Annotated in this window: 28 protein-coding genes; 9 read left to right on the top strand and 19 right to left on the bottom strand. The window is 58.8% G+C overall.

Features of this window, described 5'->3' with window-relative positions:
* From KGB14_RS09455 to KGB14_RS09445, 3 genes are read right to left on the bottom strand one after another with little or no spacing between them, the layout of a single operon-like run.
* Entirely contained in the window at positions 1 to 714 is a 714-nt protein-coding gene (locus tag KGB14_RS09455) for a PilW family protein (protein WP_223485928.1), read from the bottom strand.
* A complete protein-coding gene (pilV, locus tag KGB14_RS09450) occupies positions 711 to 1160 on the bottom strand; it encodes a type IV pilus modification protein PilV (RefSeq protein ID WP_223485926.1) in 450 nt (149 codons plus the stop codon). The genes KGB14_RS09455 and pilV overlap by 4 nt, the downstream gene beginning before the upstream one ends.
* Positions 1157 to 1630, bottom strand: a complete 474-nt coding sequence (locus KGB14_RS09445; protein ID WP_223485924.1) for a GspH/FimT family pseudopilin — start codon at positions 1628 to 1630, stop codon at positions 1157 to 1159. Before KGB14_RS09445 ends, pilV begins: the two co-directional genes overlap by 4 nt.
* A 131-nt stretch (positions 1631 to 1761) precedes the next feature.
* On the opposite strand from KGB14_RS09445, the gene KGB14_RS09440 reads away from it, so the two are divergent.
* Positions 1762 to 2319 carry a GspH/FimT family pseudopilin gene (locus KGB14_RS09440; protein WP_223485922.1) on the top strand — a complete coding sequence of 186 codons (558 nt, stop codon included), beginning with the start codon at positions 1762 to 1764 and terminating at the stop codon, positions 2317 to 2319.
* Here KGB14_RS09440 and ispH read toward each other — a convergent pair.
* The 6 genes from ispH to murJ all read right to left on the bottom strand — a co-directional run bounded on the left by ispH (position 2288) and on the right by murJ (position 9785).
* Positions 2288 to 3235, bottom strand: a complete 948-nt coding sequence (gene ispH / locus KGB14_RS09435) for a 4-hydroxy-3-methylbut-2-enyl diphosphate reductase (protein WP_033054296.1) — start codon at positions 3233 to 3235, stop codon at positions 2288 to 2290. The two genes, KGB14_RS09440 and ispH, sit on opposite strands and share 32 nt — an antisense overlap.
* 149 nt (positions 3236 to 3384) lie before the next feature.
* The gene (fkpB, locus tag KGB14_RS09430) at positions 3385 to 3822 is read right to left on the bottom strand and encodes an FKBP-type peptidyl-prolyl cis-trans isomerase (protein WP_223486057.1); all 438 of its coding nucleotides are present in this window, start codon (positions 3820 to 3822) and stop codon (positions 3385 to 3387) included.
* Between the two features lie 7 nt (positions 3823 to 3829).
* On the bottom strand, positions 3830 to 4342 hold the full coding sequence (gene lspA / locus KGB14_RS09425) for a signal peptidase II (RefSeq protein ID WP_223485920.1): 513 nt from the start codon (positions 4340 to 4342) through the stop codon (positions 3830 to 3832).
* Complete coding sequence (gene ileS / locus KGB14_RS09420) at positions 4335 to 7166, bottom strand: isoleucine--tRNA ligase (RefSeq protein WP_223485918.1); 2832 nt, start codon at positions 7164 to 7166, stop codon at positions 4335 to 4337. The genes lspA and ileS overlap by 8 nt, the downstream gene beginning before the upstream one ends.
* Positions 7167 to 8117, bottom strand: a complete 951-nt coding sequence (ribF, locus tag KGB14_RS09415) for a bifunctional riboflavin kinase/FAD synthetase (protein ID WP_223485916.1) — start codon at positions 8115 to 8117, stop codon at positions 7167 to 7169. It lies immediately after the preceding gene.
* Positions 8118 to 8246: 129 nt separating this feature from the next.
* Positions 8247 to 9785, bottom strand: a complete 1539-nt coding sequence (gene murJ, locus KGB14_RS09410; RefSeq protein WP_223485913.1) for a murein biosynthesis integral membrane protein MurJ — start codon at positions 9783 to 9785, stop codon at positions 8247 to 8249.
* Positions 9786 to 10037: 252 nt separating this feature from the next.
* Between murJ and rpsT the strand changes: the two genes are divergently transcribed.
* Entirely contained in the window at positions 10038 to 10316 is a 279-nt protein-coding gene (rpsT, locus tag KGB14_RS09405) for a 30S ribosomal protein S20 (RefSeq protein ID WP_007901883.1), read from the top strand.
* Positions 10317 to 10499: 183 nt separating this feature from the next.
* On the opposite strand, the gene KGB14_RS09400 is transcribed toward rpsT, so the two are convergent.
* The 5 genes from KGB14_RS09400 to rplU form a co-directional block, all read right to left on the bottom strand.
* The gene (locus KGB14_RS09400) at positions 10500 to 10964 is read right to left on the bottom strand and encodes a CreA family protein (RefSeq protein WP_223485911.1); all 465 of its coding nucleotides are present in this window, start codon (positions 10962 to 10964) and stop codon (positions 10500 to 10502) included.
* 12 nt (positions 10965 to 10976) lie between these two features.
* Positions 10977 to 12095, bottom strand: a complete 1119-nt coding sequence (gene proB / locus KGB14_RS09395) for a glutamate 5-kinase (protein WP_223486055.1) — start codon at positions 12093 to 12095, stop codon at positions 10977 to 10979.
* Between the two features lie 137 nt (positions 12096 to 12232).
* Positions 12233 to 13456 (bottom strand): Obg family GTPase CgtA, encoded by a 1224-nt coding sequence (gene cgtA / locus KGB14_RS09390; protein WP_223485909.1) that lies wholly within the window; start codon positions 13454 to 13456, stop codon positions 12233 to 12235.
* Positions 13457 to 13649: 193 nt separating this feature from the next.
* Entirely contained in the window at positions 13650 to 13925 is a 276-nt protein-coding gene (gene rpmA, locus KGB14_RS09385) for a 50S ribosomal protein L27 (RefSeq protein ID WP_007901871.1), read from the bottom strand.
* 35 nt (positions 13926 to 13960) lie between these two features.
* Entirely contained in the window at positions 13961 to 14275 is a 315-nt protein-coding gene (gene rplU, locus KGB14_RS09380; protein WP_007901869.1) for a 50S ribosomal protein L21, read from the bottom strand.
* Between the two features lie 240 nt (positions 14276 to 14515).
* Between rplU and KGB14_RS09375 the strand changes: the two genes are divergently transcribed.
* The 3 genes from KGB14_RS09375 to KGB14_RS09365 all read left to right on the top strand — a co-directional run bounded on the left by KGB14_RS09375 (position 14516) and on the right by KGB14_RS09365 (position 16463).
* Positions 14516 to 15484 (top strand): polyprenyl synthetase family protein, encoded by a 969-nt coding sequence (locus tag KGB14_RS09375; protein ID WP_223485907.1) that lies wholly within the window; start codon positions 14516 to 14518, stop codon positions 15482 to 15484.
* 174 nt (positions 15485 to 15658) lie between these two features.
* On the top strand, positions 15659 to 16000 hold the full coding sequence (locus KGB14_RS09370) for a zinc ribbon domain-containing protein YjdM (RefSeq protein WP_090325292.1): 342 nt from the start codon (positions 15659 to 15661) through the stop codon (positions 15998 to 16000).
* Between the two features lie 205 nt (positions 16001 to 16205).
* Positions 16206 to 16463 (top strand): hypothetical protein, encoded by a 258-nt coding sequence (locus tag KGB14_RS09365; RefSeq protein WP_223485905.1) that lies wholly within the window; start codon positions 16206 to 16208, stop codon positions 16461 to 16463.
* Between the two features lie 118 nt (positions 16464 to 16581).
* Here the strand turns inward: KGB14_RS09365 and KGB14_RS09360 are convergent, their stop codons facing one another.
* The 3 genes from KGB14_RS09360 to KGB14_RS09350 form a co-directional block, all read right to left on the bottom strand.
* Positions 16582 to 17199: an FKBP-type peptidyl-prolyl cis-trans isomerase gene (locus tag KGB14_RS09360; RefSeq protein ID WP_007901858.1), complete on the bottom strand. Its 618-nt coding sequence runs from the start codon at positions 17197 to 17199 to the stop codon at positions 16582 to 16584.
* 128 nt (positions 17200 to 17327) lie between these two features.
* Positions 17328 to 17621, bottom strand: a complete 294-nt coding sequence (locus KGB14_RS09355; protein WP_223485903.1) for a DUF6482 family protein — start codon at positions 17619 to 17621, stop codon at positions 17328 to 17330.
* Positions 17622 to 17832: 211 nt separating this feature from the next.
* Entirely contained in the window at positions 17833 to 18321 is a 489-nt protein-coding gene (locus tag KGB14_RS09350) for a TIGR00645 family protein (protein ID WP_223485901.1), read from the bottom strand.
* Between the two features lie 160 nt (positions 18322 to 18481).
* Between KGB14_RS09350 and KGB14_RS09345 the strand changes: the two genes are divergently transcribed.
* Entirely contained in the window at positions 18482 to 20311 is a 1830-nt protein-coding gene (locus KGB14_RS09345; protein ID WP_223485899.1) for a hypothetical protein, read from the top strand.
* 5 nt (positions 20312 to 20316) lie between these two features.
* On the opposite strand, the gene KGB14_RS09340 is transcribed toward KGB14_RS09345, so the two are convergent.
* Together KGB14_RS09340 and KGB14_RS09335 are read right to left on the bottom strand one after the other, a co-directional pair.
* Positions 20317 to 20658, bottom strand: a complete 342-nt coding sequence (locus KGB14_RS09340; RefSeq protein WP_223485897.1) for a hypothetical protein — start codon at positions 20656 to 20658, stop codon at positions 20317 to 20319.
* A gap of 304 nt (positions 20659 to 20962) precedes the next feature.
* Positions 20963 to 23401 carry a Lon protease family protein gene (locus KGB14_RS09335; protein WP_223485894.1) on the bottom strand — a complete coding sequence of 813 codons (2439 nt, stop codon included), beginning with the start codon at positions 23399 to 23401 and terminating at the stop codon, positions 20963 to 20965.
* 320 nt (positions 23402 to 23721) lie between these two features.
* Here KGB14_RS09335 and KGB14_RS09330 point away from each other — a divergent pair, with 320 nt between their 5' ends.
* The 3 genes from KGB14_RS09330 to KGB14_RS09320 all read left to right on the top strand — a co-directional run bounded on the left by KGB14_RS09330 (position 23722) and on the right by KGB14_RS09320 (position 26730).
* Positions 23722 to 24210, top strand: coding sequence for a DUF3015 domain-containing protein (locus KGB14_RS09330; protein WP_223485892.1), 489 nt, complete (start codon positions 23722 to 23724; stop codon positions 24208 to 24210).
* A gap of 95 nt (positions 24211 to 24305) precedes the next feature.
* Complete coding sequence (locus KGB14_RS09325) at positions 24306 to 26159, top strand: DUF4105 domain-containing protein (RefSeq protein ID WP_223485890.1); 1854 nt, start codon at positions 24306 to 24308, stop codon at positions 26157 to 26159.
* 214 nt (positions 26160 to 26373) lie between these two features.
* On the top strand, positions 26374 to 26730 hold the full coding sequence (locus KGB14_RS09320; protein WP_223485888.1) for a hypothetical protein: 357 nt from the start codon (positions 26374 to 26376) through the stop codon (positions 26728 to 26730).
* Positions 26731 to 26787 lie beyond the last annotated feature (57 nt).

Genomic DNA, 26787 nt, shown 5'->3' with positions numbered 1-26787 from the left:
TCATGGCAACCGGTTGCGCAAGGCGGCAACCACGTTGAAGGTTTGATTGCGTACCCGGTTGTTCGGGTCGGTGAGGGTCAGCGTGAGCCGCACACTGCGAATTCGCGCCGGATCGGACGGGTTGCTGCTGTAGCTGGAGGCGGCTGTATCGGTGGCCGAGCTGGCGAGGCCGAAGCTCACGCCGAAGGCACTGACGTTGTTCACCAGCACCTGCTGCGTCGGCGTGCCGGCACCGGAGCCCATCAGCAATTGGTTGTTGCTGAAGCTGTAGACCAACCGCCGGATCGGAAATGCCATCTGCCCCGACGTCGGAATGCGCGCACCCGAGTAGGCCGTCGCGGTGTTGCGGCAATCGGAAATGACCGTCCAGGTCGGCACCCCGCCACCGCCGCCGACATCGGCGGTGACCAGCGTCAATTTAAGATTGGCATTGTCCCAACCGATCGGTGTGATCTGGCCGGCGTTGAAATCCCCTGCCGAGCTGGCGTCGGTGATCGTCCCAAGGCAACCGAACATGCCGACCATGCGGATTTCCTGAATCATCTTGCTCAGGACGAACCGTGCATCTTCCTGCATGCCGGCGGCGGTGTTCTGGCTAACGTAGGTGTTTTTAGCCGCGATGAAAATCTGTGCCACCCCCAGAACCACGATCAGGCTCAACGCCAGGGCGATCAACAACTCAACCAGGCCGAAGCCTTTGCTGGCTATGGTCATGGTGTCGTCACCGGATCGATGGCAGCGCGACTGGTGAGAATGAAACTGCGACGCGAGTCGGCGGTATTGGCGCCGCGTGAGTCATCCCAGGTGATGGTGATGGTGTACACCCGCTGGTTCAGGGTGATGCTGCCGGTTGCCGAGGCGCCACCGAAATTGACGATATTGGTTGTGAAGTCGTAGAGGTCCTGATCCCGGGCCACGCTCAGGTTGCCCGAGGTCGGTGGCGTGACGGTGTAATCGGCGCCTGAGTTGGCCCGGATACGGTCCATCATGTCGTAGGCGATAAAACTCGCCTGACTGGTCATCCGCGAGCTGTCGGTATACTTCAGCGCATTGAGCTGAATCGCTGCTGCGCCCAACAACCCCACAGCCAGAACCAACAACGCGACCAGTACCTCGATCAGCGTCATGCCCTCCTGTGCACGCTTGCTCCAACCCCTCATCCGCAACTTCCACCCAATAGAATTCGTCCGTTCAAACACACATTCAGCGTCCTGCTCTGCGCCCCCAATACATAACTGATCACGACCGCCGTGGATGGCGCCGCCAAACCACCCAGATTGTTGAAATCAATAGCCGTCACCCCTGAGGTTAGCGTCAGAGTGGCGTCACTGCTCATCGCTGGAACAACCCGCAATATATTGGCCGGATTGCCAGTACCGTCATAAACGGTCAATTCACCGGTCCAGACACTGCCACCGGCTGTCGGGCGAAGCCGGGTGGTAATGCCCCGGTCGATCGCCTCAAGCCGTGCGTAATTGAGCGCGCGTTGCAGGTCGCCGACCTCGGTATCGGCCTTGGTGCTTTGCACCGAGCGGGTAAACGCCGGAACGGCCAAGGTGATCAGGATCAGAAATACCCCAAGCGTGATCAGCAGCTCGATCAGCGTGAAACCTTTTGTACGATGATCCATCGATGCGCTCCGTTGCCGTCGGCTATACCTGCTTCTACACGCTAGAACATTCGACCGGCGGATGTACGGTTGTTTTGCCATTACTCGCGCAGGGATCGCGCGGGCTGCAGCACTCCAGGGAGGGAAATGACATGCATCAGCAAGGTTTCAGCCTGATCGAACTGCTCATCGGACTGACAATTGTCGGGATTGTTCTGCAACTGGTCAGCCCGGGGCTCAAAGCACTGACAGAATCGAACCATCGGCAACAGGCTGCCGAGTCGCTGATCAGTGGGATCCGACACGCCAGAACCCTGGCCATCACCCACAACCAGAGCGTGGTCATTCATGGCATCAACGGCGACTGGAGCCAAGGCTGGCGGATCATTCTGGACATCAGCGGCAAAGGTCCGGAGGACAGCAGCAATCCGCTACTGGTCGAGCGCGCGAGTGATGCGCGGACGCCGATTGTCGGCAATTGGTGGGTCAGGCGTTTTGTGCGGTTCAGCAGTCTGGGGGAACCGCTGATGCCCGACGGGGCATTTCAGGCAGGGAGACTGCACATTTGCGCGGCTCGCGAGCCAGTCAGCCAGCTCCAGGTAGTGCTGGCGGCGAGCGGTCGAGTGCGCCTGGCCAACGATAAGGCTGAGCAGGCGCTGTGTCGAAAGGCGAAAAGTGTTACAGCAGCGAACGCACACGCAGCTCTTTAGGCATGGAGAAGGTGATGTTCTCCTCGCGGCCGGCCAGTTCATCGGCCCCGGTGGCGCCCCAGGCCTGCAATTGCTGGATCACGCCACGCACCAGCACTTCCGGGGCGGAGGCACCGGCGGTGATGCCAATACGCTCGACACCGTCGAACCAGCTTTTTTGCAGGTCTTCGGCGCCATCGATCAGATAGGCCGGGGTGGCCATGCGTTCGGCCAGCTCACGCAGACGATTGGAGTTGGAACTGTTCGGGCTACCGACCACCAACACCACATCGCATTCGTCCGCCAGCTGCTTGACGGCGTCCTGACGGTTTTGCGTGGCATAGCAGATATCGTCCTTGCGTGGACCGCCGATGGCCGGAAAGCGCGTACGCAAGGCGTCGATAACACGACTGGTATCGTCCATGGACAGGGTAGTCTGGGTGACGAAGGCCAGTTTCTCAGGGTTGTTCACCTGCAACGCGGCGACGTCTTTCTCGTCCTCGACCAGATAGATCGCGCCACCATTGCTGCCATCGTACTGGCCCATGGTGCCTTCGACTTCCGGGTGACCGGCGTGGCCGATGAGAATGCATTCACGACCGTCGCGGCTGTAACGCGCGACTTCGATGTGCACCTTGGTTACCAGCGGGCAGGTCGCGTCGAACACTTTCAGGCCACGGCCTGCGGCTTCGGTACGCACGGCTTGAGAAACGCCGTGGGCGCTGAAGATCACGATCACATCGTCCGGCACCTGATCCAGTTCCTCGACGAAGATCGCCCCGCGGGCGCGCAGGTCTTCGACGACGAATTTGTTGTGGACCACTTCGTGGCGCACGTAGATCGGTGGCCCGAAGACTTCCAGGGCGCGGTTGACGATTTCGATCGCCCGGTCCACACCGGCGCAGAAGCCACGGGGGTTGGCGAGTTTGATTTGCATGCTGTGCCTCGTGTCTTGCGCGCAAGAAGTTAGAACATTGCAGGAGCAGAGCTTGCTCGCGAAAGCGGGGTGTCAGTCAACATTGATGCTGAATGTGATGACGCCTTCGCGAGCAAGCTCTGCTCCTACAGGTGACCGTATTCGGCCTGTTACAGCGCTTTGACGTTGATGATCTCGACGTCAAAGGTCAAGGCTTTACCGGCCAGCGGATGGTTGAAGTCGATGGTCACCTCGGCGTCATCGAATTCTTTCACCACACCGGGCAGCTCAGTATTGGCCGCATCATTGAAGATCACCAGCAAGCCAGGCGACAGCTCCATATCCTTGAACTGCGAGCGCGGGATGATCTGTACGTTTTGCGGGTTGGGCTGACCAAAGGCGTTTTCCGGCTCGATGGTCAGGGTGCGCTTGTCGCCGGCCTTGAAGCCGAACAGCGCTGCTTCGAAACCTGGCAACAGGTTGCCGTCGCCAACCTTGAAGGTCGCCGGGGCTTTGTCGAAGGTGCTGTCGACGGTGTCGCCATTCTCCAGGCGCAATGCAAAGTGCAGGGTGACTTCCGTGTTCTGGCCGATGCGTTGCTCAGCCAATACCTGTTCAGTCATGAACGGCTTCTCCGGTCTTTTTACTTTTGAACATATCCAGTGCAAGCATCACGGCACCGACAGTAATTGCGCTGTCGGCAAAGTTGAACGCCGGGAAATACCAGCGGGTCTGCCAATGCACCAGAATGAAATCGATCACATGGCCCAGGGCAATGCGGTCGTACAGGTTACCCAGCGCACCACCCAGCACCAGCGCCAAGGCGACCGCCAGCCAGGTTTCGTTGCGCCCCAGGCGTTTGAGCCAGACCACCAGCACCGCACTGACCACCACCGCGATCAGGGCGAACAGCCAGCGCTGCCAGCCGGAGCTGTCTGCCAGGAAACTGAACGCCGCGCCTGTGTTGTAGGCCAGGGTCCAGCTGAAGTAATCGGGGATCACCACGATTTGCTGGTACATGCTCAGCGAGCTTTCGAAGTAGAACTTGCTGGCCTGGTCGATGACCAGGACCAGCAAACTCAACCAGAGCCAGCTCAGCCGTCCGAAACGGCCAGCAGCATTAGGCATAGTGACGAACCTCGCCAGCGCCGCTGATGTTATCGACGCAACGACCGCAGATTTCCGGATGCTCCGGGTTCACGCCAACGTCTTCACGGCAGTGCCAGCAACGGGCGCACTTGGCATGGCTCGACTTGACCACTTGCAGTTTCAGACCGCCGACTTCGGTGACCACGGCATCGGCCGGCGCCTGAACGAACGGCGCAACGGTAGCGGTCGACGTGATCAGCACGAAGCGCAGTTCGTTGCTCAGCTTGGCCAGGTCGGCGCTCAGCGCCTCTTCGGCGAACAGCGTCACTTCGGCTTGCAGGTTGCCACCGACGGCCTTGGCCGCGCGCTGGATTTCCATTTCCTTGTTGACCGCCACCTTCACCGCCATGATCCGCTCCCAGTAGGCGCGGTCCAGCTCGAAGCTTTCCGGCAATTCGGTCAGGCCTTCGTACCAGGTGTTGAGCATCACAGACTCGTTACGCTCGCCTGGCAGGTACTGCCACAGCTCGTCGGCGGTAAACGCCAGGATCGGCGCGATCCAGCGCACCAGCGCTTCGCTGATGTGGTACAGCGCGGTTTGCGCCGAACGACGGGCCTTGCTGTTGGCGCCAGTGGTGTACTGACGGTCCTTGATGATGTCGAGGTAGAAACCGCCCAGCTCCTGCACGCAGAAGTTGTGGATCTTGGAGTAGACGTTCCAGAAGCGGTATTCGCCGTAGTGCTCTTGCAGCTCGCGTTGCAGCAGCAGGGTGCGATCCACGGCCCAACGGTCCAGCGCCAGCATTTCTTCGGCCGGCAGGATGTCGGTGGCCGGGTTGAAACCGGTCAGGTTGGAAAGCAGGAAGCGCGCGGTGTTACGGATGCGCCGGTAGGCGTCCGCACTGCGTTGCAGGATCTGCTCGGAAACCGCCATTTCACCCGAGTAGTCGGTAGAAGCGACCCACAGACGCATGATATCGGCGCCCAGGGTGTCGTTGACCTTCTGCGGCGCGATTACGTTGCCCAGGGACTTGGACATCTTGCGACCGGACTCATCAACGGTAAAACCGTGGGTCAGCAGCTCGCGGTATGGGGCATGGTCGTCGATGGCGCAACCGGTCAGCAACGACGAGTGGAACCAGCCGCGGTGTTGGTCCGAGCCTTCCAGGTACAGGTCGGCACGCGGACCGGTTTCGTGGCCCATCGGGTGCGAACCGCGCAGGACGTGCCAGTGCGTGGTGCCCGAGTCGAACCAGACGTCCAGGGTGTCGCTGATCTTGTCGTACAGCGGCGCCTCTTCACCGAGCAACTCGGCGGCATCCATCTTGAACCAGGCTTCGATGCCTTCGACTTCGACGCGCTGGGCAACGATTTCCATCAGCTCGACGGTGCGTGGGTGCAGCTCACCGCTTTCCTTGTTCAGGAAGAACGGGATCGGCACGCCCCAGTTGCGCTGGCGGGAGATGCACCAGTCAGGACGGTTGGCGATCATCGAGTGCAGACGCGCCTGGCCCCAGGCCGGAACGAATTTGGTCTCTTCAATGGCTTTGATCGCCCGCTTGCGCAGGGTTTCGCCGGTTGCAGGCTCTTTGTCCATGCCGATGAACCACTGCGCGGTGGCGCGGTAGATCAGCGGAGTTTTGTGACGCCAGCAGTGCATGTAGCTGTGTTCGATAATGGTGGTATGCAGCAACGCACCGACTTCGGTCAGCTTGTCGACGATGGCCGGGTTGGCTTTCCAGATGAACTGGCCGCCAAAGAACTCCAGCGATGTCGCGTACACGCCGTTGCTTTGCACCGGATTGAGGATGTCGTCGTTGACCATGCCATAGGCTTTGCAGGTCACGAAGTCGTCTACGCCATAGGCTGGCGCGGAGTGAACCACGCCGGTGCCCGCGCTCAGTTCGACGTATTCAGCCAGGTAAACCGGCGACAGACGATCGTAGAACGGGTGACGGAAGTTGATCAGTTCCAGTGCTTTACCGGTGGTGGTCGCAACGACCGAACCTTCCAGGCTGTAACGGGCCAGGCACGACTCGACCAGCTCTTCAGCCAGTACCAGCAGTTTGTCGCCGACGTCGACCAGGGCGTAGTTGAATTCCGGGTGGACGTTCAGTGCCTGGTTGGCCGGGATGGTCCACGGGGTGGTGGTCCAGATCACGATCGAGGCGGGTTTGCCCAGCGATGGAAGACCGAACGCGGCGGCCAGTTTGGCTTCGTCGGCGATCGGGAACGCCACGTCGATGGTCGCGGATTTTTTGTTCTCGTACTCGACTTCCGCTTCAGCCAGGGCCGAACCGCAGTCAAAGCACCAGTTCACAGGCTTCAGGCCTTTGAACACGAAGCCGCCCTTGACGATTTCCGCCAGGGCGCGGATTTCACCGGCCTCGTTTTTGAAGTCCATGGTCTTGTACGGGTTGGCGAAGTCGCCCAACACGCCCAGACGGATGAATTCGGACTTCTGGCCTTCGATCTGCTCGGTGGCGTAGGCACGGCACAGTTCGCGGGTCTTGTCCGCGCCCAGGTTCTTGCCGTGGGTCACTTCGACTTTGTGCTCGATCGGCAGACCGTGGCAGTCCCAGCCCGGCACATAAGGCGCGTCGAAACCCGACAGGGTTTTCGAGCGGATGATCATGTCCTTGAGGATTTTGTTCAGCGCATGACCGATGTGAATCGTGCCGTTGGCGTACGGAGGACCGTCGTGCAGGACGAACTTCGGACGATCCTTGCCAATCTCGCGCAACTTACCGTACAGGCCAATGCTGTCCCAGCGCTGCAGAATCTGCGGTTCGCGCTGAGGCAGGCCGGCCTTCATTGGGAAGGCGGTGTCCGGAAGGTTTAGCGTGGCTTTATAGTCGGTCATTTAAGGCTCTTCATTAGCGATTGGCGCTAGGTGCGACAGGGCACGGGCGGCGGCGACATCCGCATTGATCGCCGTCTTAAGCGCCTCCAGAGAGGCGAAACGCTGCTCTTCACGCAGCTTATGGTGGAAAACCACCGTCAAACGCCGGTCATACAGATCGCCGGCAAAATCTAAAAGGTGCACTTCGAGGTGGGCTTTGCCATCCCCTTCGACCGTTGGCCGCACGCCGATATTGGCGACGCCTGGCCAGGTCTTGCCGTCGATGTCGACGTTGACCAGATAAACCCCGGACAGCGGCACACGACGACGCTTGAGTTGTATGTTGGCGGTCGGCGTACCGAGCTGGCGCGCCAGCTTCTGGCCGTGCAGGACTCGCCCGGCAATCCGGTACGGACGACCGAGTAACCGCTCGGCCAAGGCAAAATCCGCAGCGGCCAGGGCGTTACGTACCTGAGTGCTGCTGACCCGAATGCCGTCCAGTACGACGGTCTGCGCCGCTTCGACGGTAAACCCCTGAAGGACGCCAGCCTGTTGCAGGAAATCGAAATCCCCTAGCCGGTCGCAGCCGAAACGGAAATCGTCGCCAACTTCCAGATGCTGCACACCGAGGCCGTCCACCAGAATAGTATCGACGAATTCACTGGCACTGAGCTTGCTCAGCCGCTGGTTGAATGCCAGGCACAGCACCCGGTCGACACCTTCTTCGGCCAGCAACTGCAGCTTATCCCGCAGGCGGGCCAGACGGGCCGGGGCGGTGTCCGGGGCGAAGAACTCTCGCGGCTGCGGCTCGAAAATCACCACGCAGCTGGGCACGCCCAACTCGAGCGCACGCTCACGCAGCCGGGCCAGGATAGCCTGGTGACCACGGTGAACACCGTCAAAGTTGCCAATAGTGGCGACACAGCCCCGATGCTGGGGGCGCAGGTTGTGGAGGCCTCGAACCAGCTGCATAACGCGCTTCTTGCTCATAAAGTGGTCGATTATAACCACACCCGGCGGCCGACGACAGGCAACACCGTAACCCAAAGTGATCGAGCCGACAAAACCGCCGGCCCGCCCGTGTTTATCGAGGCAAAAGCCTCAGCTCAACGCTTTGCGATTGAAGTCGCGCAAACGGAAGCCCATCAACAGCAACATGCCGAAATACGCCACCACGCCGGCGACCACCAACGCGCCCAGGCGCAACAAGCGCTCAAGCATATTCCCCTGCCCCCAGGCCGGCATAAAGTGCATCACGCCCAGCAATACCGCGGACATTACCGCCACCGCCACCAGCAGCTTGAAGCCGAACTTCGCCCAGCCCGGCTGCGGCTGATACATCTGCTGCTTGCGCAGTTGATAGAACAGCAGCCCGGCATTGATGCAGGCGCCAGCGCTGATGGCCAGGGCCAGACCGGCGTGAGCCAATGGACCGATCAACACCAGGTTGAACAACTGGGTAACGATCAGGGTGAAAATCGCAATCTTTACCGGAGTCCGGATGTTCTGTTGCGCATAAAACCCCGGCGCCAGCACTTTGATCACGATAATTCCCAGCAAGCCGACGGAATAAGCGATTAACGCACGCTGAGTCATGGTCGCGTCGAAAGCGCTGAACTGACCGTACTGGAACAGCGAAACCGTCAGCGGCTCAGCCAGGATCCCCAGCGCAAGGGAGCACGGCAATACCAGCATGAAGCACAGGCGCAGCCCCCAATCGAGAATCCGCGAGTACTCGTGGCGATCCTGGCTGGCATAAGTCTTGGCCAGGGTCGGCAGCAGAATCGTGCCCAGCGCTACACCCAGCACGCCGGATGGCAATTCCATCAGGCGGTCGGCGTAATACATCCAGGACACGGAGCCGGCCACCAGAAACGAGGCAAATATGGTGTTGATGATCAGCGAAATCTGGCTCACCGAAACGCCGATAATCGCTGGCAACATCTGTTTCATGACCCGCCAGACACCGCTATCGCGCAGGTTCAGGCGCGGCAGCACCAACATGCCGATTTTTTTCAGGTGCGGCAGCTGAAACAGCAATTGCGCCAGACCGCCCACCAGAACGGCCCAGCCCAGCGCCATTACAGGCGGATCGAAGTACGGTGTCAGGAACACCGCAAAGATGATCATGCTGACATTGAGCAGGGTCGGCACGAAGGCCGGCACCGAGAAGCGGTTCCAGGTGTTGAGGATCGCTCCGGCCAACGAAGACAGGGAGATCAGCAATATATAAGGAAAAGTGACCCGTAGCAGGTCGGAGGTCAGCTCGAATTTTTCCGGGGTAGTGGCGAAACCCGGCGCCGTGGCCCAGATAACCCAAGGCGCGGCGAGCATGCCCAATCCAGTGACCAGCGCCAGCACCAGCGTCAGCAGGCCCGAGACATAGGCAATAAACGTTCGCGTCGCCTCCTCGCCTTTCTGGCTTTTATATTCGGCCAGAATCGGCACGAAAGCCTGGGAAAACGCCCCTTCGGCGAAGATCCGCCGCAGCAGATTGGGCAGTTTGAAGGCGATAAAGAAGGCGTCGGTCGCCATCCCGGCGCCAAATGCACGCGCGACAAGGGTGTCACGAACAAACCCCAACACCCGGGAAAGCATCGTGATAGAGCTGACAGCGGCCAACGATTTGAGCAGATTCATTGAAAGAGTTTTTGCCTGTCGATAAACAGCAGGCGAACAACGCGCCCACTTATGCGATACTCCGCGCCGCAACAGCACAGAGCCAAAGCTCGCGAGTTTACAGGTCGCACGCCGGAAAGAAATATCCCGGCGCTCCATACCTGCCACTTAGCGGATCGTTTCAACCGCCCTTGACAAGACATCAACTCATCGGCATGATTCGCGGCCTATTTTGTTTGCTATTTCCTAAAAAGTCTTTCGAGGAGCTCGACGGTGGCCAACACACCTTCCGCCAAAAAACGTGCAAAACAGGCTGAGAAGCGTCGCAGCCACAACGCCAGCCTGCGTTCCATGGTTCGTACCTACATCAAGAATGTAGTTAAAGCCATTGACGCAAAAGACGCTGCCAAAGCTCAAGCTGCTTACGTTCTGGCTGTGCCAGTTATCGACCGTATGGCCGATAAAGGCATCATCCACAAGAACAAAGCTGCTCGTCATAAGAGCCGCCTGAATGGCCACGTAAAGGCCCTGAACGTTGCCGCTGCTGCCTAAGCGACACGCTCATTAAAAAACCGACCTCAGGGTCGGTTTTTTATTGCCTGCGCTTTATCAAATACACCGCAAAAAATGTGGGAGCGAGCCTGCTCGCGATAACGGCCCGACATTCAGCACCCACGTTGGCTGTATGTCCGCTATCGCGAGCAGGCTCGCTCCCACATTTGGATCTTCGCTAACTTACTGAGCGTGCGTCCACGGCAGAATCGGGATAGCCGTCACCGCATTCTGCGGGCTACCTTCGATCAAGCGATCACTGTAGACCAGATACACCAGCGTATTGCGCTTCTTATCGAGGAATCGCACCACCTGCATGGTCTTGAATACCAGCGAGGTGCGCTCCTTGAACACCTCCTCACCATCCTTGAGCTCGCCCTTGAAGTTGATTGGCCCAACCTGACGGCACGCGATAGAGGCCTCAGCGCGATCTTCGGCCAAGCCCAGACCACCCTTCACACCGCCCGTCTTGGCGCGCGACAGGTAGCAGGTCACGCCATCCACTTTCGGATCATCAAATGCCTCGACAACGATACGGTCGTTCGGGCCGACGAACTTGAACACCGTCGACACCTGGCCAATTTCCTCGGCCGAGACCAGCAGCGGCATCGCCAACAACAAGCCCAACAATCCTTTTGCCACACGCATTCAGGTATTCCTTCAGACCAGAATCAGGTTATCGCGGTGAACCAGTTCCGGCTCAGCCATGTACCCCAACAGACCGATAATCGCCTCAGACGACTGACCGATAATTTTTTGTGCCTCGAGAGCACTGTAGTTAGCCAGGCCGCGGGCGATTTCACGACCGTCCGGCGCCACGCAGACCACCATTTCGCCACGACGGAAACTGCCCTGGACCAGTTTGACACCCACCGGCAGCAAACTTTTGTTGCCCTGGGACAACGCCGTCACTGCCCCCGCATCCAGCACCAGCGTGCCTCGGGTTTGCAGATGCCCGGCCAGCCACTGCTTGCGCGCTGCCAGCATACCGCGCTCAGGTGACAGCAAGGTGCCGATGCGCTCGCCCGCTTTGAGACGATCCAGCACCCGCTCCAGACGCCCACCCACGATGATGGTGTGCGCACCGGAACGGGCCGCCAGACGCGCGGCACGCAATTTGGTCTGCATGCCGCCACGACCCAGCGCACCACCCGTGCCACCCGCGACCGCATCCAGCGCCGGATCATCGGCACGCGCCTCGTAAATCAGTTTGGCGTCGGGATTGTTGCGCGGATCAGCGTCGAACATGCCGTCGCGATCAGTGAGGATCACCAGCAAATCGGCTTCGACCAGGTTCGCCACCAGCGCCGCCAACGTGTCGTTGTCGCCGAAACGGATTTCGTCGGTGACCACAGTGTCGTTCTCGTTGATCACCGGAATCACCTTGAGCTCGACCAGCGCGCGCAAGGTACTGCGAGCATTGAGGTAGCGCTTGCGATCGGACAAATCATCGTGAGTCAGGAGAATCTGCGCGGTATGCCGGCCATGCTCGGCGAAGCTCGACTCCCAGGCCTGCACCAACCCCATCTGACCGATGGCGGCAGCCGCCTGCAACTCGTGCATCGCACTGGGTCGCACCGTCCAGCCCAGACGACTCATGCCCGCCGCCACTGCCCCGGAGGACACCAGCACCAGCTCGACGCCCGCTTCGTGCAGGGCAACCATCTGCTCGACCCAGACACCCATTGCCGCGCGATCCAGGCCTTTGCCGTCCGCCGTCAGCAAAGCGCTGCCGATCTTCACGACCCAACGCTGCGCACCTGTCACCTTGCTCCGCATCATCTTCAACCTTAGCTTGAGGGCAGCGCGACCTGGCACTGCCCGTGACGTTATTCGTGGTTCTTCGTGACCAACAGTCGACTTCCAGATACTAAAACGCCGCTCCAGTGAGCGGCGCTTAAGTTTATCGCAACGAATCAGTCACGCACGTAAATGATTTCCGGACCGTCTTCGTCATCCACATCTTCTTCGTCCCAATCGTCATCACCGATGTCATGGACCGACTTCACGCCGCTGCGACGCAGGGCACGCTGATCGTCCAGCGCCTGCAACTGGGCGCGCGCTTCATCTTCGATGCGCTGATCGAGCTCGGCCAGCTCTTCCTTGTAGGCCGGGTCGTTAGCCAGACGATCGGCACGATCTTCCAGATAACGCATGATGTCATGGCAAAGACGCTCGGTGCCTTGCTTGGCGATCGCGGAGATCACGTAGACCGGACCGGTCCACTCCAGACGATCAACGATTTCCTTGACGCGAGCGTCGTGCTCTTCTTCAAGGATCTGGTCGCATTTGTTCAGCACCAGCCAGCGATCACGCTCAGCCAGGGACGGGCTGAACTTGGTCAGCTCGCTGACGATTACTTCAGCGGCATCCGGGGCACTGGTGTCATCCAGCGGCGCCATATCGACGAGGTGCAGCAGCAGACGGGTACGCGACAAGTGCTTGAGGAAACGAATCCCCAGGCCTGCGCCGTCGGATGCACCTTCGATCAGGCCCGGAATGTCCGCAACCACGAAACTCTTCCAGCGATCGACGCTGACCACACCCAGGTTCGGCACCAGAGTGGTGAACGGGTAGTCGGCGACTTTCGGCTTGGCGGCCGATACCGAGCGAATGAAGGTACTTTTGCCGGCGTTCGGCAAACCGAGCAGACCGACGTCCGCCAGCACTTTCATTTCCAGCTTCAGGTCACGCTGCTCGCCCGGCTTGCCTGGCGTAGTCTGGCGTGGCGCGCGGTTGGTACTGGATTTGAAACGGGTGTTACCCAAACCGTGCCAACCACCGTGAGCCACCAGCAACTTTTGACCGGCCTTGGTCAGGTCGCCGATCACTTCCTGAGTCGCGGAATCGATGACAGTAGTGCCGACCGGAACGCGCAGCACCAGCTCCTCACCTTTCTTGCCGGTGCAGTCAGTGCTGCCGCCGTTGGAACCGCGCTCGGCATCGAAGTGCCGGGTGTAACGGTAGTCCACCAGGGTGTTGAGGTTTTCGTCGGCGATCATGTAGACCGAGCCACCGTCACCACCGTCACCGCCGTTCGGGCCGCCGTTTTCAATGAATTTTTCGCGACGGAAGCTCATGCAACCGTTGCCGCCGTCCCCGGCCTTCACTCGAATCGATACTTCATCAACAAACTTCATAACAAAACGCCTCTCGCCATACGGACGAGCCGAAAAAACCTAGACATAAGACTCTTGCAAAAATGAGCGCAGCGACCTCAATCAACGACCGCCAATACAGCGCTGGAGCCCATCACAAACAGCTTTGCAAGAGACTCACCCCACAAACGAAAAAGCCCCGTCGCAAGACAGGGCTTTTCCAGCAACTACGTAATTATGCCGCGACGACGTCAGTCTTCGGGACAATGCTTACGTAACGACGACCGAAGGCGCCCTTTACTTCGAACTTGATCACGCCGTCGATTTTAGCGAACAGAGTGTGATCCTTGCCCATGCCAACGCCGTAGCCAGCGTGGAATTGGGTGCCGCGCTGACGCACGATGATGTTGCCCGGAATGATAACCTGGCCGCCATACATCTTCACGCCAAGGCGTTTGGCTTCTGAGTCGCGACCGTTACGGGTACTACCACCAGCTTTTTTGTGTGCCATGAGTTCAATTCTCCTAGTGAGGAATTAGGCTGAAATTAAGCCTGAATACCGGTGATTTTGATCTCGGTGTACCACTGGCGGTGGCCCATACGCTTCATGTGGTGCTTACGGCGACGGAACTTGATGATGCGGACTTTATCGTGACGACCTTGGGAGATCACTTCAGCCACAACGGTAGCGCCAGGAACAACTGGAGCGCCGATATTCACGTCGTCGCCATTGGCAACCAACAGAACGCGATCAAAAGTAACGGATTCGCCGGTAGCGATTTCCAGTTTTTCGATCTTCAGGTATTCACCTGGAGCAACTTTGTACTGCTTGCCACCAGTAACGATTACTGCATAAGACATGGTATTTCTCCGATAATCCTGCTCACCCAGCTCTTTATAAGAAGAGGTATTGGCTGGCATGGCTGCATAAGGCTGGAAGGCCTGTTTGCAATTGCGTAAGGCAGGTGCTGCCCAGGAAGTTCAGGGTGCGCGATTGTACGCAAGCTGCTTGAGCGTTGCAAGTGGCCGTCCATCGTACCTTGACAGGCCCGGACGTGGGTCCTAGCATGCCGCGCAACCCTTCTGGAGCAACTGTCGCTGATGCAACCCCAAGCTTTCTACCGCGCGGTGGCGGACGATTTTAGCGCCGTCGACGGCATCATCAAGAAACAGCTGACTTCCCGAGTGCCGCTGGTATCAAAAATCGGCGACTACATTACCTCGGCTGGCGGTAAACGTCTGCGTCCATTGCTCGTGCTGCTGTGCGGCAAGGCATTGGGCCGCGAAGGCGATGACCTGCGCCTGCTGGCCGCGACCATCGAGTTCCTGCACACCGCCACCCTGCTGCACGACGACGTGGTCGACATGTCCGGCATGCGCCGTGGCCGATCGACCGCCAACGCCATGTGGGGCAACGCCCCGAGCGTGCTGGTGGGCGACTTCCTGTATTCGCGCTCCTTCGAAATGATGGTTGAACTGGGCTCCATGCCAGTGATGAAGATCCTTTCGCAAGCCACGCGCATTATCGCCGAAGGCGAAGTGTTGCAGCTGTCGAAGGTCCGCGACGCCAGCACCACTGAAGAAACCTACATGGAAGTCATCCGCGGCAAAACCGCGATGCTCTTCGAAGCCTCGACCCACAGTGCCGCGGCCCTGGCCGGTGCCTCGCCGGAACAGAGCGAAGCGCTGCGTACCTTCGGCGATCACCTGGGGGTGGCCTTCCAGTTGGTTGACGACCTGCTGGACTACCGTGGCGATGCCGAGACCCTGGGCAAGAACGTCGGTGACGATCTGGCTGAGGGCAAGCCGACTCTGCCGCTGATCTACACCATGCGCGAAGGCACTCCGGAGCAGGCCGCACTGGTTCGTCAGGCGATCCAGAAAGGTGGCATCGAAGACCTGGAAAGCATTCGCGAAGCCGTCGAAGCGTCCGGCTCGCTGGATTACACCGCGCAACTGGCTCGCGACTACGTTGCGCGTGCGATCAAGTGTCTGGAAGCCCTGCCTGCCAGCGAATACCGCGATGCGTTGGTGGAATTGAGCGAATTTGCGGTCGCCCGTACGCACTGATATTCACAGCAAGATCAAAAGATCGCAGCCTTCGGCAGCTCCTACAGGGTTTTGTGTACACCCGTAGGAGCTGCCGAAGGCAGCGATCTTTTGATCTTTTGCTGTCAGCCCCCTCCAGCAACAAAACCCTATATAATGTGCGCTTTTTAGCCATCCTGAATCCAAGGAGCTTTAGTGAGCACGTTGCCACCCTGCCCAAAATGCAATTCCGAATACACCTACGAAGACGGCGCACAGCTGATCTGCCCGGAGTGCGCCCATGAGTGGTCCGCCAGCGGCGAAGCCGAAGCAACCTCCGATGACACCGTGAAAAAGGATTCGGTCGGCAATGTCCTGCAGGACGGCGATACCATCACCGTGATCAAGGACCTCAAAGTCAAAGGCACGTCGCTGGTGGTCAAGGTTGGCACCAAGGTCAAGAACATCCGCCTGTGCGATGGCGACCACGACATCGACTGCAAGATCGACGGCATCGGCCCGATGAAGCTCAAGTCCGAGTTCGTCAGAAAAGTCTGAGCCTGCTGTATTCCATCCCGCGCCCGGCGTGGGATGGTGCTTCCCCCTTCCCCGCATCACCCAATATTCCCGCGCAGCAGTCAAACGCCAGTCGTTTTGATGCCCAGCACCTTCCCCGCAGAAAAAACCCAAACCGCCAATAGGCCCTTGCTATTTGACGAATAAGAATTATTCTCATTGAACCCCTTCAATGGAGATGAGACTCATGACTTATTTGATCGATGCCTGGCTGGACCGCCCACACCCTTACCTCAGAATCCTGCATCGGGAAACCGGGGAAGTCTGTGCGGTGCTTGAAGAAGAAGCCTTGAATGAGCTGCAGGATCAGGGTGATCTGGACGTCAATGGTTTGAGTTCCAGCGAGCCGGTGGTGCTCAAGGAACTGGTGCGCAATCTGTTTCTGTTCTGCTATGCCCGGGCGTTGCGCCCGACGAGTGAGCTGCACCACAAGATCGAATTATGAGTAACGCTGCAAACCCTGTAGGAGCGAGGCTTGCCCGCGAAGAGGCCATAACATTCAACATCATCGTTGAATGACACACCGCCTTCGCGAGCAAGCTTCGCTCCTACAGGGACATGCGTTATAGAACGTCGAGCAATTCGACGTCGAATACCAGTACGCTGTGCGGCGGAATGCTGCCAACGCCTTGAGCGCCGTAAGCCAGTTCGCTTGGCACGTACAGACGCCATTTGCTGCCGGCGTTCATCAGTTGCAGAGCTTCGGTCCAGCCAGCGATAACGCCACCCACCGGGAATTCAGCAGGCTGACCACGATCGTAGGAGCTGTCGAATACAGTGCCGTCGATCAGGGTGCCGTGGTAGTGAGTACGCACCTGATCTTCACGGGTTGGCTTGGCGCCCTCGCCTTGAGTCAGTACTTCGAATTGCAGACCGGAAGCCAGCGTGGTGATGCCTTCACGCTTGGCGTTTTCAGCCAGGAAAGCCAGACCTTCGCCAGCAGCAGCTTCAGCCTTGGCTGCCGCTTCGGCTTGCATGATCTCGCGGATCACCTTGAAGCTGGCGGACATTTCTTCCTGACCCACACGGCTCGGCTTGCCGGCGAATGCGTCGGTCAGACCCGCCAGGATCGCGTCCAGGCTCACGCCCGGTGGCGGGTTGTCACGCAGTTGGTCGCCCAACTGACGGCCAATGCCGTAGCTGACGCGGGTTTCGTCGGTGGACAGATTTACTTCGGACATGACACTGCTCCGCTGTGCGGACGGCCCTGGAACTTGCCGTGCGTGCACAGCGCATCCCGGAGCGCCCGGAATCAAAAGGGCGAGCAGACTAGCACAGATGCCGTCACGTTTGAGCTGCGTCAGCGCTGTTACATAGAACGGAAGGTGCTTGGTAATTTCGGACTTTCCTCGGCGCTGGCACCGCACATTTCATCATGAGCCGAGGTATGTACAACGTTGAACGACTTGGGACAGGCGTGAAGCACTTCACGCGCATGCTCGACCGAGCGCAGCTTCAATGTCTCGCCGCTGGCATCGAGCACTGGATGCGCCGCGCCATGCATCCGAGCCTCCAGCACGTAGAACACGCCTTCCATCGAGATCAGGTTCAGCTCATCGATCTTTCCGGCGAGGGCATACGCATTCAACTCTTGCAGGTTCATGAGCGTACCTCACGCAGTGGCGAGCCAGGATCTCTACATGGATATGCCTCGACGCGCCAAAGCACAAGCCACAAACGACACCGCCTGTCTATTTCACACCGTTTCTTGTAGGAGCGAGGCTTGCCCGCGAAGGCGTTGTATCAGACAACACTTATGCCGACTGACACGGCCTCTTCGCGGGCAAGCCTCGCTCCTACAAAGGCGGTGCAGATCAATGCTTGGTCAGCTTGTCCAGATAGCCCATGGCAAACGCCGACACCACAAACGTCATGTGGATGACTACGTACCACTTCAAATGCTCGGGATCGACGTTCTTGGCATCCATGAAGATCCGCAGCAGGTGGATGGACGAAATCGCCACGATGGAAGCCGCGACTTTCATCTTCAACGAAGACGAATCCATGGTGCCCAGCCAATTGAGCTTTTCCTTGCTGTCGTCGATATCCAGCTGGGAAACGAAGTTCTCGTAACCGGAGATCATCACCATCACCAACAAGCCGCCCACCAACGCCATGTCGATCAGCGACAGCAGCACCAGAATCAGATCCGATTCGGCCATCGAGAACACGTTAGGGATGACGTGGAAGACTTCCTGGAAGAATTTCAGTGCCAACGCCAGCAAACCCAGGGACAAACCGAAATAGATCGGCGCCAGTAACCAGCGGGAGGCGTACATTGCATTTTCGACAAAGCGTTCCATTAAATCTCACACAAGGGGCTGGAAATGGCGGCGAGTATAACAGCCACCCGTTACACCCAGAAACCGCCGGGAAATCCGCAACCTGCGTGTGTGTGACAAAGTTTTTCTGCTAGTGTCGAGACCATGACAGGTCAGCGACATCGGACAGGAAAACTGGAAAATGGATGTGCGATTGCCTTTAACGAGTGCCGGACTTTGCCTCGCGCTGCTGCTCGGCGGTTGCTCACCCAGCGATGAGAAGCGTCAGGTCAGCCTCGAAGAAAAGACCGCACAGTTCGAAAAATCCCTGGACGCGATCAAGGATCCGAAACTCAAGGACGCCGTGGCCGAACTCGGCGGCTCGTTGCTGTTGCTCGAACGCGCACAGCTCAAGCTCGACAATAAACCGGTGGTCACCGAATACGGCGAAGACGCCCTCGCCGTGCTCAAGCATTACCCCTCACCCCAGGCGCTGGTCGACACTTACCTCAACGGTCTGTTCGTGCTGCACAAGGATTCCAGCTCGGATTACCTGACTGACTTGCAACCGGTGTTTCCCTTCAATTTCAACATTCCGGGAGCATTTCTGTTTCCACATGGCCTGGAATGGCAATCGGTGACTCTGAGCAACAAGCGCGTCATCGCCTTCCAGCCAGAATGGTCGGAAACCGATCCCGGTATTCAACTGAGCCCATCGAGCTCCAACCTGACCAACCCCGATGATTTGACGGTGACTTACCCCTTCATCGAAGGCCTGAATGTGGATAAGAAGAGCCTGCCACAACCGGTGAGCCTGCAAGGCGCAGTGGAAGTCATCGCGCCGCGCCGGCTCTACAGTTTCAACCTGACGAAAAAGGACGTTGGCCAGACTCGCACCAACGACACACTCAGCGTCACGCTGCTGAAACTGGCCGATAATTACGCCGAAATCGAATTCAGTAACAGCGCGCCACTGGCCCCCGAGGTCCGCGATACACCGCTCAACCCGGTGATCGTTCAGGCCCGGGACGTCACCGGGCAATTTCTCTCGCGCTCCGGCGCGATCAACGAAACGGCCGCGCAAATTGCGTTCTATCAAAAACAACTGGCGCAGATGCAACAGCAGAAGGCCTGGAGCGAAGCGTTCGAAAAACAGCTCGACGAGGATCAACGAGCGTTTGAAAAGCAACAGACCCGGCATTACAGCAAGGTGTACTTCAACGGGTCGATCGAGACCCTGGAAGTCAACCTGCTGGATTTTTCGGCGGTCACGGTAACCCGCAAGAACCTTGACCTGCCTGTACGTCGCTTCGACCCACACACCACGGAAAAAACCATCCAGCCCCTGGCCTTGCCCGTGGTGGTGTATGACGACCAGGCCGCTACCTGGCTCAAGGGCGCGACGCTGAGCGAGGAGCAACTGAAAAAGAGCATCAGCATCAATCAGTCGATCGATGACCCGAGCGCCGCGCGCATCGAGTTCGACCACCCCAGAAGCTTCAATGACGAACTGCTCGGCACGTCCTTCAACCCCGGTGAAAGCCCGCTGACGTTTTTTACCCAGGACGCCAAGGGCCGGCGCGATGGGCCGATCGAGCTGCCACCGGAGGCGTATCAGGTCGATCCGCTGCACGGCACCATCACTTATGATCTGAACCTGTTTCCGGAAACGCCGGCCTACGCCGTGGGCTCGATGCCACTGTTCCTGGCGACCGTCGACAAGCAAACGTACGACGCCCGCCAATTGCCCAAAGGCCTGGAGTTCAAAGGAAATGCATTGGTGGTTGATCTGAAGCGGTTCCCCGCTCAGGACTGGCGTTTTTTTACCAAGGATGACAGCGGTAATTATCTGAAAGAAATTCTTTCGGTCAGTCACGACGCGAGCGCTGAAGGCCCGGCCTTATTCGGCGTGCATTATTTCTATGGCCCCCCCACACACCTGGAAACCTATCAGCGAACCAATCTCACCACCGTGCAATATGGATTCGAGGTCAAACTCGACAAGGCTGAGCCAGACAACCTTGGTCAGTAACCCGTTCAGTGCTCCGGCCGAAACTCGAAGCCGCCGAGATTGCGGCAACGCCCCCCGTTGATCTCTCGCAACTGGGCTTGCAGATGCAGGCACCAGATTTGCGGATCATCGGCCAGCTCGTAGCCATGCAGCGTCAGACTTTCAACGATGGTATCGAGGATCGATTCAGCCACGACAGGCCCACGGAACGGCCCCTGCGCCTTGATGGCTGAAGGTTGTTCGCCGGCCATTCCGGCGGCGAAGAGCAAGGTCCACATACCCGTATCTCCCGCCAGCGGACGGATCGCACATTCGATACGGGTCACAAGGCCCAGGCATTGACGGGTGAGGCAGAGGTTGCGCGACATGGCGGCGACCCTCGGTAGATCCGGTATTCAGCCTCCACGGGAAGGCTGTCTCGATCCAGTGATTACTGTCGATATCCTTGAGCAGATAATAGAAGAAAAGTCTGGCTCGCACGCGAACCGAGACCAGAAGGTGCCGAGTGGTCACTGTGTGAATATTGACGCCAATTTGACGGCGCTTTTATTTGCACTGAACACCAAACCCTGTGGGAGCGGGCTTGCTCGCGAAGGCGGCATAACAGTCGACATAAATGTTGAATGTCAGTCAGTCTTCACGAGCAAGCCCGCTCCCACATGGGGGGTTGCGTCAGGCGGGCTTGATTTCCAGCATTGCTTCCTGTGCCAACTCCTTTTCGGCTTCCTTGAGGTCTTCCTCGCTGATCATTTCCGCGATCACCCGCAAGCGCTCCACTACCCGTGCGTTGATGCTGCCTTCAGGGAATTCGCCATTCTCATTCGGCGCACCAGCCGGCTCGCCGACCAACAGGCTCAGGGCTTCGTCGGCCTGGCGTACCGCGTAGACATGGAACTGCCCCGCGCGCACTGCCGCCAGCACCTTCTCGTCGAGCATCAGCGTGGCGACGTTGGCGTGAGGAATGATCGCCCCTTGTTCACCGGTCAGCCCACGGGCTTCGCAGAGTCGGAAGAAGCCTTCGATCTTCTCGTTGACGCCCCCCACCGCCTGCACTTCACCGAACTGGTTGATCGAACCGGTAATCGCAAAGCACTGCTTGAGCGGGGTTTTCGACAAGGCCGAGATCAGCGTGCACGCCTCTCCCAGGGAGGCACTGTCGCCGTCGACATAACCGTAGGACTGTTCCAGGGCGATACTCGCGGAAATCGCCAGCGGGAATTCCTGGGCATAACGGCTGCCCAGATACCCGGTGAGGATCATCACGCCTTTGGAGTGGATCGGCTGGCCAAGGTTGACCTCGCGCTCAATGTCGACGATACCGCTGCCGCCCGGATAAACCGTGGCGGAAATCCGCGCCGGAATACCAAAAGCCGAGTCGCCGACTTCCAGTACCGTCAGCCCGTTGCACTTGCCAACAGCCGCGCCGTCGGTATCGATCAGAATGATCCCGGCCAGCATGTCATCGAGAATCCGCGCCGAAACGCGTCCGGTACGGGTGGCCTTGGCCTTGAGTGCACGCTCGATGTGCCCGGCGTCGGTCATCTCGTCACCCGCCAGGTCGCGAATGAAATCCGCCTCGCTGACCAGCTGGAACAGATCGCCAATCCGCGCCGACAAACGCCCTTGATGTTCGGCCAGACGCGCGCTGTAAGTCGCCAGACGCGCCACCGCATCGGCGGTCAGCGGTGCCATGCCTTCCTCGGACGTACGGGTTTTGAGCAGCTGGGCGAACTGCTCCAGGCTCTCATCGACCATCGGGATGTCTTCGTCGAAATCCACCAGGACGCGGAACATCTCCTGGAAGTCCGGGTCGAGGTCTTGCAGCGTGTAGTAGAGCTGCCGCGCACCGATGATGACGACCTTGACCTGCAACGGAATGTTTTGCGGTGTCAGCGTCACGGTGGCCAGACGGCCCAGCTCACCCAGTGGCGATTCCATTTTCAGCTTGCGTGATTGCAGGGCGCGCTTGAGCGCATCCCAGACAAAAGGCTCGCTGAGCATTTTTTCCGCTTCGAGGATCAGGAAACCGCCATTGGCCCGGTGCAGCGCACCTGGTCGCAACTGCCGATAGGTGGTGTAGAGCGCGCCTTGGTCGGTGCTGTATTCGATGCGGCCAAACAGGTTGTCGTAGGTTGGGTGCGGCTCGAAGACCACCGGCGCACCGCCGCTGAACGGATGGCCGACCACCAGGCTCGGGGCGTATTGCTCTTCCAGCAATTTGCGGGCGATGGCGTCGGTCTTGCTGTCGTCCACCAGTTGCTCGACCACTGTCTTGAGCAGGTACACCTGCATCGCTTGCAGGTAACCGCAAACGCCCGCGTTTTCCGCGTACTTTTCCGACAGCGGCGCGAGCAATGGCTGCAAGGCCAGGGTAATGGTTTCTTCGTTGAGCTGACGCAGTTGATTACTCGACTCACGCTTCCATTGCGGCAGGCTGGCGAGCTCTTCGTTCAACCGCTCTTCCAGCCCGGAAATGTCGTCGTGGAAACGTTCACGCTCGGCTTCCGGCAACTGGGCAAATTCCGCCTCATCCAGTGCCTTGCCTTCGCTCATCGGCGTGAAGGCGATGTTGCTGCTGTCGCGATAAAGCGCGACCTCTTTTTCCAGCGCCAGACGCTCGATCACATCCAGTGCACGGTCATAACGCTGGTTGAAAGCGCGGTCGATGGCGCTTTTTTTCTGTTGATAGGACGGGTGCTCGAACACCGCCGGAAAGGTCGCCAGCAGGTTGTCGATCAAACCGTTGATGTCACCGATGAACGCCCCGGCAGTGCCCGACGGCAACTCCAGGGCGCGAGGTTCGCGAGGCTCATCGAAATTATTGACGTAGACCCAATCCGCCGGGGTCTGCAGGCGCTTGCCTTCGGCCTTGAGGTAGCGTTTGACGAATGAAAACCGGCCGGTGCCGGGTTCACCCATGACAAATACGTTGTAACCGGGGCGTGGCATGGCCACACCGAACTGCAAGGCTTCGACCGCACGTTCCTGGCCAAGCACACCGCGGAAGGGCTCCAGATCATTGGTGGTAGAGAAGCTGAACTGTTCAGCGGAAAACGGACGGGTCAGCGCTTCAGGCGCTAGACGCAAGCTGGCAGCAACAGGATCAGGCATCGGGCTTCCTTACATCAGGCGGGGCAGATAGCGGCATTCTGGCGCTGCCCATACCTCACTTGCAAGGCGCGCGCTCAGACAAAGCGTCAACCCCGGGCCGAGCAGCTCAAAATCAATGTTTTCAAGGAATGTTTGGCAAAAAATCACGGAACCCCCGGAACGTGCCTAAACTCCAAACTGCGCGGCTGGAACCAGCGGGCGTTCTCAATTGGTTACCCCGCCGCGGGAAAACTAATTGAGAACGCCCCCTGAACCGGCCCACTGGCACCATTAGGGGCCAGCACCTTGTCCATTGGTATGCACACAAAGAGAACTTAGCTATGAAACGGATTCTTCTCGGTACTCTCTTCACCGCTGTATCCATCAACGCCATGGCTCAGGCGCCAGGCGGCCCGGATTGTGGCTGGGGCAACATGCTGTTCGAAGGTCAGCGTGGTACTCCGGCTCACTTCCTGGCCTCCACCACCAACGGCACTTCCGGTAATGCAACCTTCGGTATGACCTCGGGTACCAACGGTTGCGCAACTAATGCGTCGCTGACCTACGGCGGCAAATCCTGGTTCGCCATGAATGGCATGATGAATGAGCTGTCCGAAGACATGGCCAAGGGTCAGGGCGAAGCGCTGACCACTTACGCCGTGGTACTGGGCGTGGCGCCGGAAGACCGTGCGCATTTCGCCGCGGTGACCCATCAGCACTTCCAGCAGATCTTCAGCAAAGCTGACGTGACCGCTGAAGACGTGCATACCAACACTCTGGCCGTATTGAAGAACGATCCTCGCCTGGCCAAGTACGCCACTCAAGCTTAAGCTCGACCCCGCCCCGCTCCTTTCGGGGAGCGGGTTTTGTTTTTTGGACCTGACCCCTTATGGTCTTTGTTTTCTTCGAGTTCAAGTAGCCTCTTATGCTCAAACGCCTTGCCTGGCTGGCGCTCTGTGTCTGCGCCCCGCTGTCCGCCGCGCCATACATCGACAATCAACGTTTGCAGCAACTGGCCAATGACCCCTTCTGGATTTCCCTGGGTCATTACGAAACCGCCAAGCTCGGCGGCTGGCGCAGCTATGTCAGCGACAAGAAGTTCTTCCTCGCCCCCGATGGCAACGAACACCCCGAGCATGAACTGGCGGCGACCGTGCGGGCACTGTACGCCCCGGCCAGTGCCGGTGAGCAGCACGCGCAATGTGTTTATCCGGCCCGCACCCGCTGGCTGAAGGCGCAACTCGAGCTGACCGATCTGCCGACGCCGGACTGCGCTGAGTTCAAACAATGGTTCAAGGACGTTTCACCCCACAGCGCGGTGATGATTTTCCCGGCGGCCTACCTGAACAGCCCGTCGTCGATGTTCGGCCACACCTTGCTGCGCATCGATCAGGCCGATGTGCAGAGCGACAAGACATCGCTGCTCAGTTACGCGATTAACTTTGGCGCCTACATCGAAGGCTCGGACAACAGCATTCTGTACGCCTGGAAAGGCTTGATGGGCGGCTATCCGGGTCTGTTTGCCCTGGTGCCGTATCAGGAAAAACTCTCCGAATACCGTAGCCTCGAGAACCGTGACCTGTGGGAATACCGCCTGAATCTGACCCCGCAAGAAACCGAGCGCATGGTCGAGCACGTCTGGGAACTCAAACAGATCCAGTTCGACTACTTTTTCTTCGACGAAAACTGCTCCTATCGCCTGCTTGAGCTGCTGCAAGTGGCGCGGCCGAGCCTGCATTTGACCGAACAATTCCCGTTGACCGCTATCCCTACCGACACGGTCAAAGCGGTGAAAGAAGCCGGGCTGGTGGAGTCGATCGAGTATCGACCGTCCCGTGAGCGTGAACTGCTGAGCCGTGCAGAACCGTTGAATGCTGAAGAACAAGACTGGGTGCTCAAAGTCAGTGCCGACCAGAAGCAATTGCAGGCCCCGGCGTTCAAGGCTCAACCTCGCGACCGGCAGGCGTTGATCATCGATGCGGCTTATCGTCTGGAGCGTTATCGCGCCAACGGCCAGGAACGGGACCCGCAACGGGCTCAGCGCAGTTTCGAACTGCTGCGCGCGATCAATCAAAACCCGCCCCCGGAACTGGACATTGCGCAACCTGGCTTGCCCGAGGACGGTCACGAATCGCGCACCTGGCAGGCCGGCCTCGGCACCCGTGGCGATCGCGCGTTCGGCGAATACGGCCTGCGGATGGCCTATCACGACCTCAATGACAACGCTGAGAGCTTCCCTCTCGGCGCACAGATTGAAATTCTGCAGATGAAACTGCGTCAGTACGAAGGCAATGACTGGCAGTTGCAGCAACTGGATCTGGCGACCATCCGCTCACTGACTCCGCGCAACAAACTGTTGCAGCCCTTGTCGTGGCAAGTCACTGGCGGCCTGGAGCGCGTGCCGGGCAAGCATGATGACGAAACCCTGGTCAGTCATGTCAACGGTGGCGGTGGCGGCACCTGGCAACTGGGTGACGACATGCTCGGTTTCGCCTTGGGCACCGTGCGTGTGGAGCATAACAATGACTTCGCGGGCTTCATCGCCCCGGCGGCGGGCTTTAACAGCGGCCTGCTGTGGAAAAACCCGCTGGGCAATTTCAGCCTGGAAGCCAAGGGTGATTACTTCACTAATGGCGAAGTGCGCCGTAGTGTGAGCCTGAATCAGCAGTGGGAATTGTCGCGTAATCTGGGTGTGCGCCTCAGTGCCCAACGCGAGTTCAGCCACCTGGCTTCACCCGAAAACGAAGTGATGCTTGAGGTGAAGTGGTATCACTATTGAGCTGACACATCACTACCCTGTGGGAGCGAGCCTGCTCGCGATGAGGCCATCACATTCACCATCCATGCTGCCTGCTCCACTGCAATCGCGAGCAGGCTCGCTCCCACAAGGGATTTTCGCTACCCGACAGATTAATCACTGCCCTTTCACAGACACTCGACAAATCCGCTTCTAGACTTCCCTTACAGGCCGTTGAACGGTCCAGGAGTCCAAGATGTGGCGTTGCGTGGGTATGTTGGGTTTGTTGGTGTTGATCATGGGGTGCCAGTCGACCCATGAAGATCTGATCAGCAAGGGTTATCCACCGGCATTCGCCGACGGCTTCGATGATGGTTGCAGCAGTGGCCGGCAAGCCGCCGGAGCGATCACCGGGGAATTTCGCAAAGACGTCCCGCGTTACCTCAAGGACAAGCAATACGCCGAAGGCTGGACCGATGGCTTCCGTCAGTGCCAGGCCATGCGTGATAACGAGGATCGCTACGACTACAAGGACCGCCATTGGGACGAGCGTGAACGGGCCTGGCAACAAGAGAAAGACCGGGACGCCGCGCGAGCCTATCGCTCGCAATAAGTCGTTTACAGACATTCGTCGAAACTTAAAGCCTGCGACCATGGCCCAAACCCTATT

It is taken from the genome of Pseudomonas sp. A-RE-19 (genome assembly GCF_019956555.1).
Lineage (GTDB): Bacteria > Pseudomonadota > Gammaproteobacteria > Pseudomonadales > Pseudomonadaceae > Aquipseudomonas.
Note: the sequence above shows the minus strand (reverse complement) of the source record. Positions and strands in the feature narration are given on the sequence as shown.

Excerpts from the sequence above, each read along its gene's own strand:
- KGB14_RS09455 (WP_223485928.1), bottom strand. The coding sequence starts at position 714 with ATGACCATAGCCAGCAAAGGCTTCGGCCTGGTTGAGTTGTTGATCGCC.
- pilV (WP_223485926.1), bottom strand. The coding sequence starts at position 1,160 with ATGAGGGGTTGGAGCAAGCGTGCACAGGAGGGCATGACGCTGATCGAG.
- KGB14_RS09445 (WP_223485924.1), bottom strand. The coding sequence starts at position 1,630 with ATGGATCATCGTACAAAAGGTTTCACGCTGATCGAGCTGCTGATCACG.
- KGB14_RS09440 (WP_223485922.1), top strand. The coding sequence starts at position 1,762 with ATGCATCAGCAAGGTTTCAGCCTGATCGAACTGCTCATCGGACTGACA.
- ispH (WP_033054296.1), bottom strand. The coding sequence starts at position 3,235 with ATGCAAATCAAACTCGCCAACCCCCGTGGCTTCTGCGCCGGTGTGGAC.
- lspA (WP_223485920.1), bottom strand. The coding sequence starts at position 4,342 with ATGCCTAATGCTGCTGGCCGTTTCGGACGGCTGAGCTGGCTCTGGTTG.
- ileS (WP_223485918.1), bottom strand. The coding sequence starts at position 7,166 with ATGACCGACTATAAAGCCACGCTAAACCTTCCGGACACCGCCTTCCCA.
- ribF (WP_223485916.1), bottom strand. The coding sequence starts at position 8,117 with ATGCAGCTGGTTCGAGGCCTCCACAACCTGCGCCCCCAGCATCGGGGC.
- murJ (WP_223485913.1), bottom strand. The coding sequence starts at position 9,785 with ATGAATCTGCTCAAATCGTTGGCCGCTGTCAGCTCTATCACGATGCTT.
- KGB14_RS09400 (WP_223485911.1), bottom strand. The coding sequence starts at position 10,964 with ATGCGTGTGGCAAAAGGATTGTTGGGCTTGTTGTTGGCGATGCCGCTG.
- proB (WP_223486055.1), bottom strand. The coding sequence starts at position 12,095 with ATGCGGAGCAAGGTGACAGGTGCGCAGCGTTGGGTCGTGAAGATCGGC.
- cgtA (WP_223485909.1), bottom strand. The coding sequence starts at position 13,456 with ATGAAGTTTGTTGATGAAGTATCGATTCGAGTGAAGGCCGGGGACGGC.
- rpmA (WP_007901871.1), bottom strand. The coding sequence starts at position 13,925 with ATGGCACACAAAAAAGCTGGTGGTAGTACCCGTAACGGTCGCGACTCA.
- rplU (WP_007901869.1), bottom strand. The coding sequence starts at position 14,275 with ATGTCTTATGCAGTAATCGTTACTGGTGGCAAGCAGTACAAAGTTGCT.
- KGB14_RS09375 (WP_223485907.1), top strand. The coding sequence starts at position 14,516 with ATGCAACCCCAAGCTTTCTACCGCGCGGTGGCGGACGATTTTAGCGCC.
- KGB14_RS09365 (WP_223485905.1), top strand. The coding sequence starts at position 16,206 with ATGACTTATTTGATCGATGCCTGGCTGGACCGCCCACACCCTTACCTC.
- KGB14_RS09360 (WP_007901858.1), bottom strand. The coding sequence starts at position 17,199 with ATGTCCGAAGTAAATCTGTCCACCGACGAAACCCGCGTCAGCTACGGC.
- KGB14_RS09355 (WP_223485903.1), bottom strand. The coding sequence starts at position 17,621 with ATGAACCTGCAAGAGTTGAATGCGTATGCCCTCGCCGGAAAGATCGAT.
- KGB14_RS09350 (WP_223485901.1), bottom strand. The coding sequence starts at position 18,321 with ATGGAACGCTTTGTCGAAAATGCAATGTACGCCTCCCGCTGGTTACTG.
- KGB14_RS09345 (WP_223485899.1), top strand. The coding sequence starts at position 18,482 with ATGGATGTGCGATTGCCTTTAACGAGTGCCGGACTTTGCCTCGCGCTG.
- KGB14_RS09340 (WP_223485897.1), bottom strand. The coding sequence starts at position 20,658 with ATGTCGCGCAACCTCTGCCTCACCCGTCAATGCCTGGGCCTTGTGACC.
- KGB14_RS09335 (WP_223485894.1), bottom strand. The coding sequence starts at position 23,401 with ATGCCTGATCCTGTTGCTGCCAGCTTGCGTCTAGCGCCTGAAGCGCTG.
- KGB14_RS09330 (WP_223485892.1), top strand. The coding sequence starts at position 23,722 with ATGAAACGGATTCTTCTCGGTACTCTCTTCACCGCTGTATCCATCAAC.
- KGB14_RS09325 (WP_223485890.1), top strand. The coding sequence starts at position 24,306 with ATGCTCAAACGCCTTGCCTGGCTGGCGCTCTGTGTCTGCGCCCCGCTG.
- KGB14_RS09320 (WP_223485888.1), top strand. The coding sequence starts at position 26,374 with ATGTGGCGTTGCGTGGGTATGTTGGGTTTGTTGGTGTTGATCATGGGG.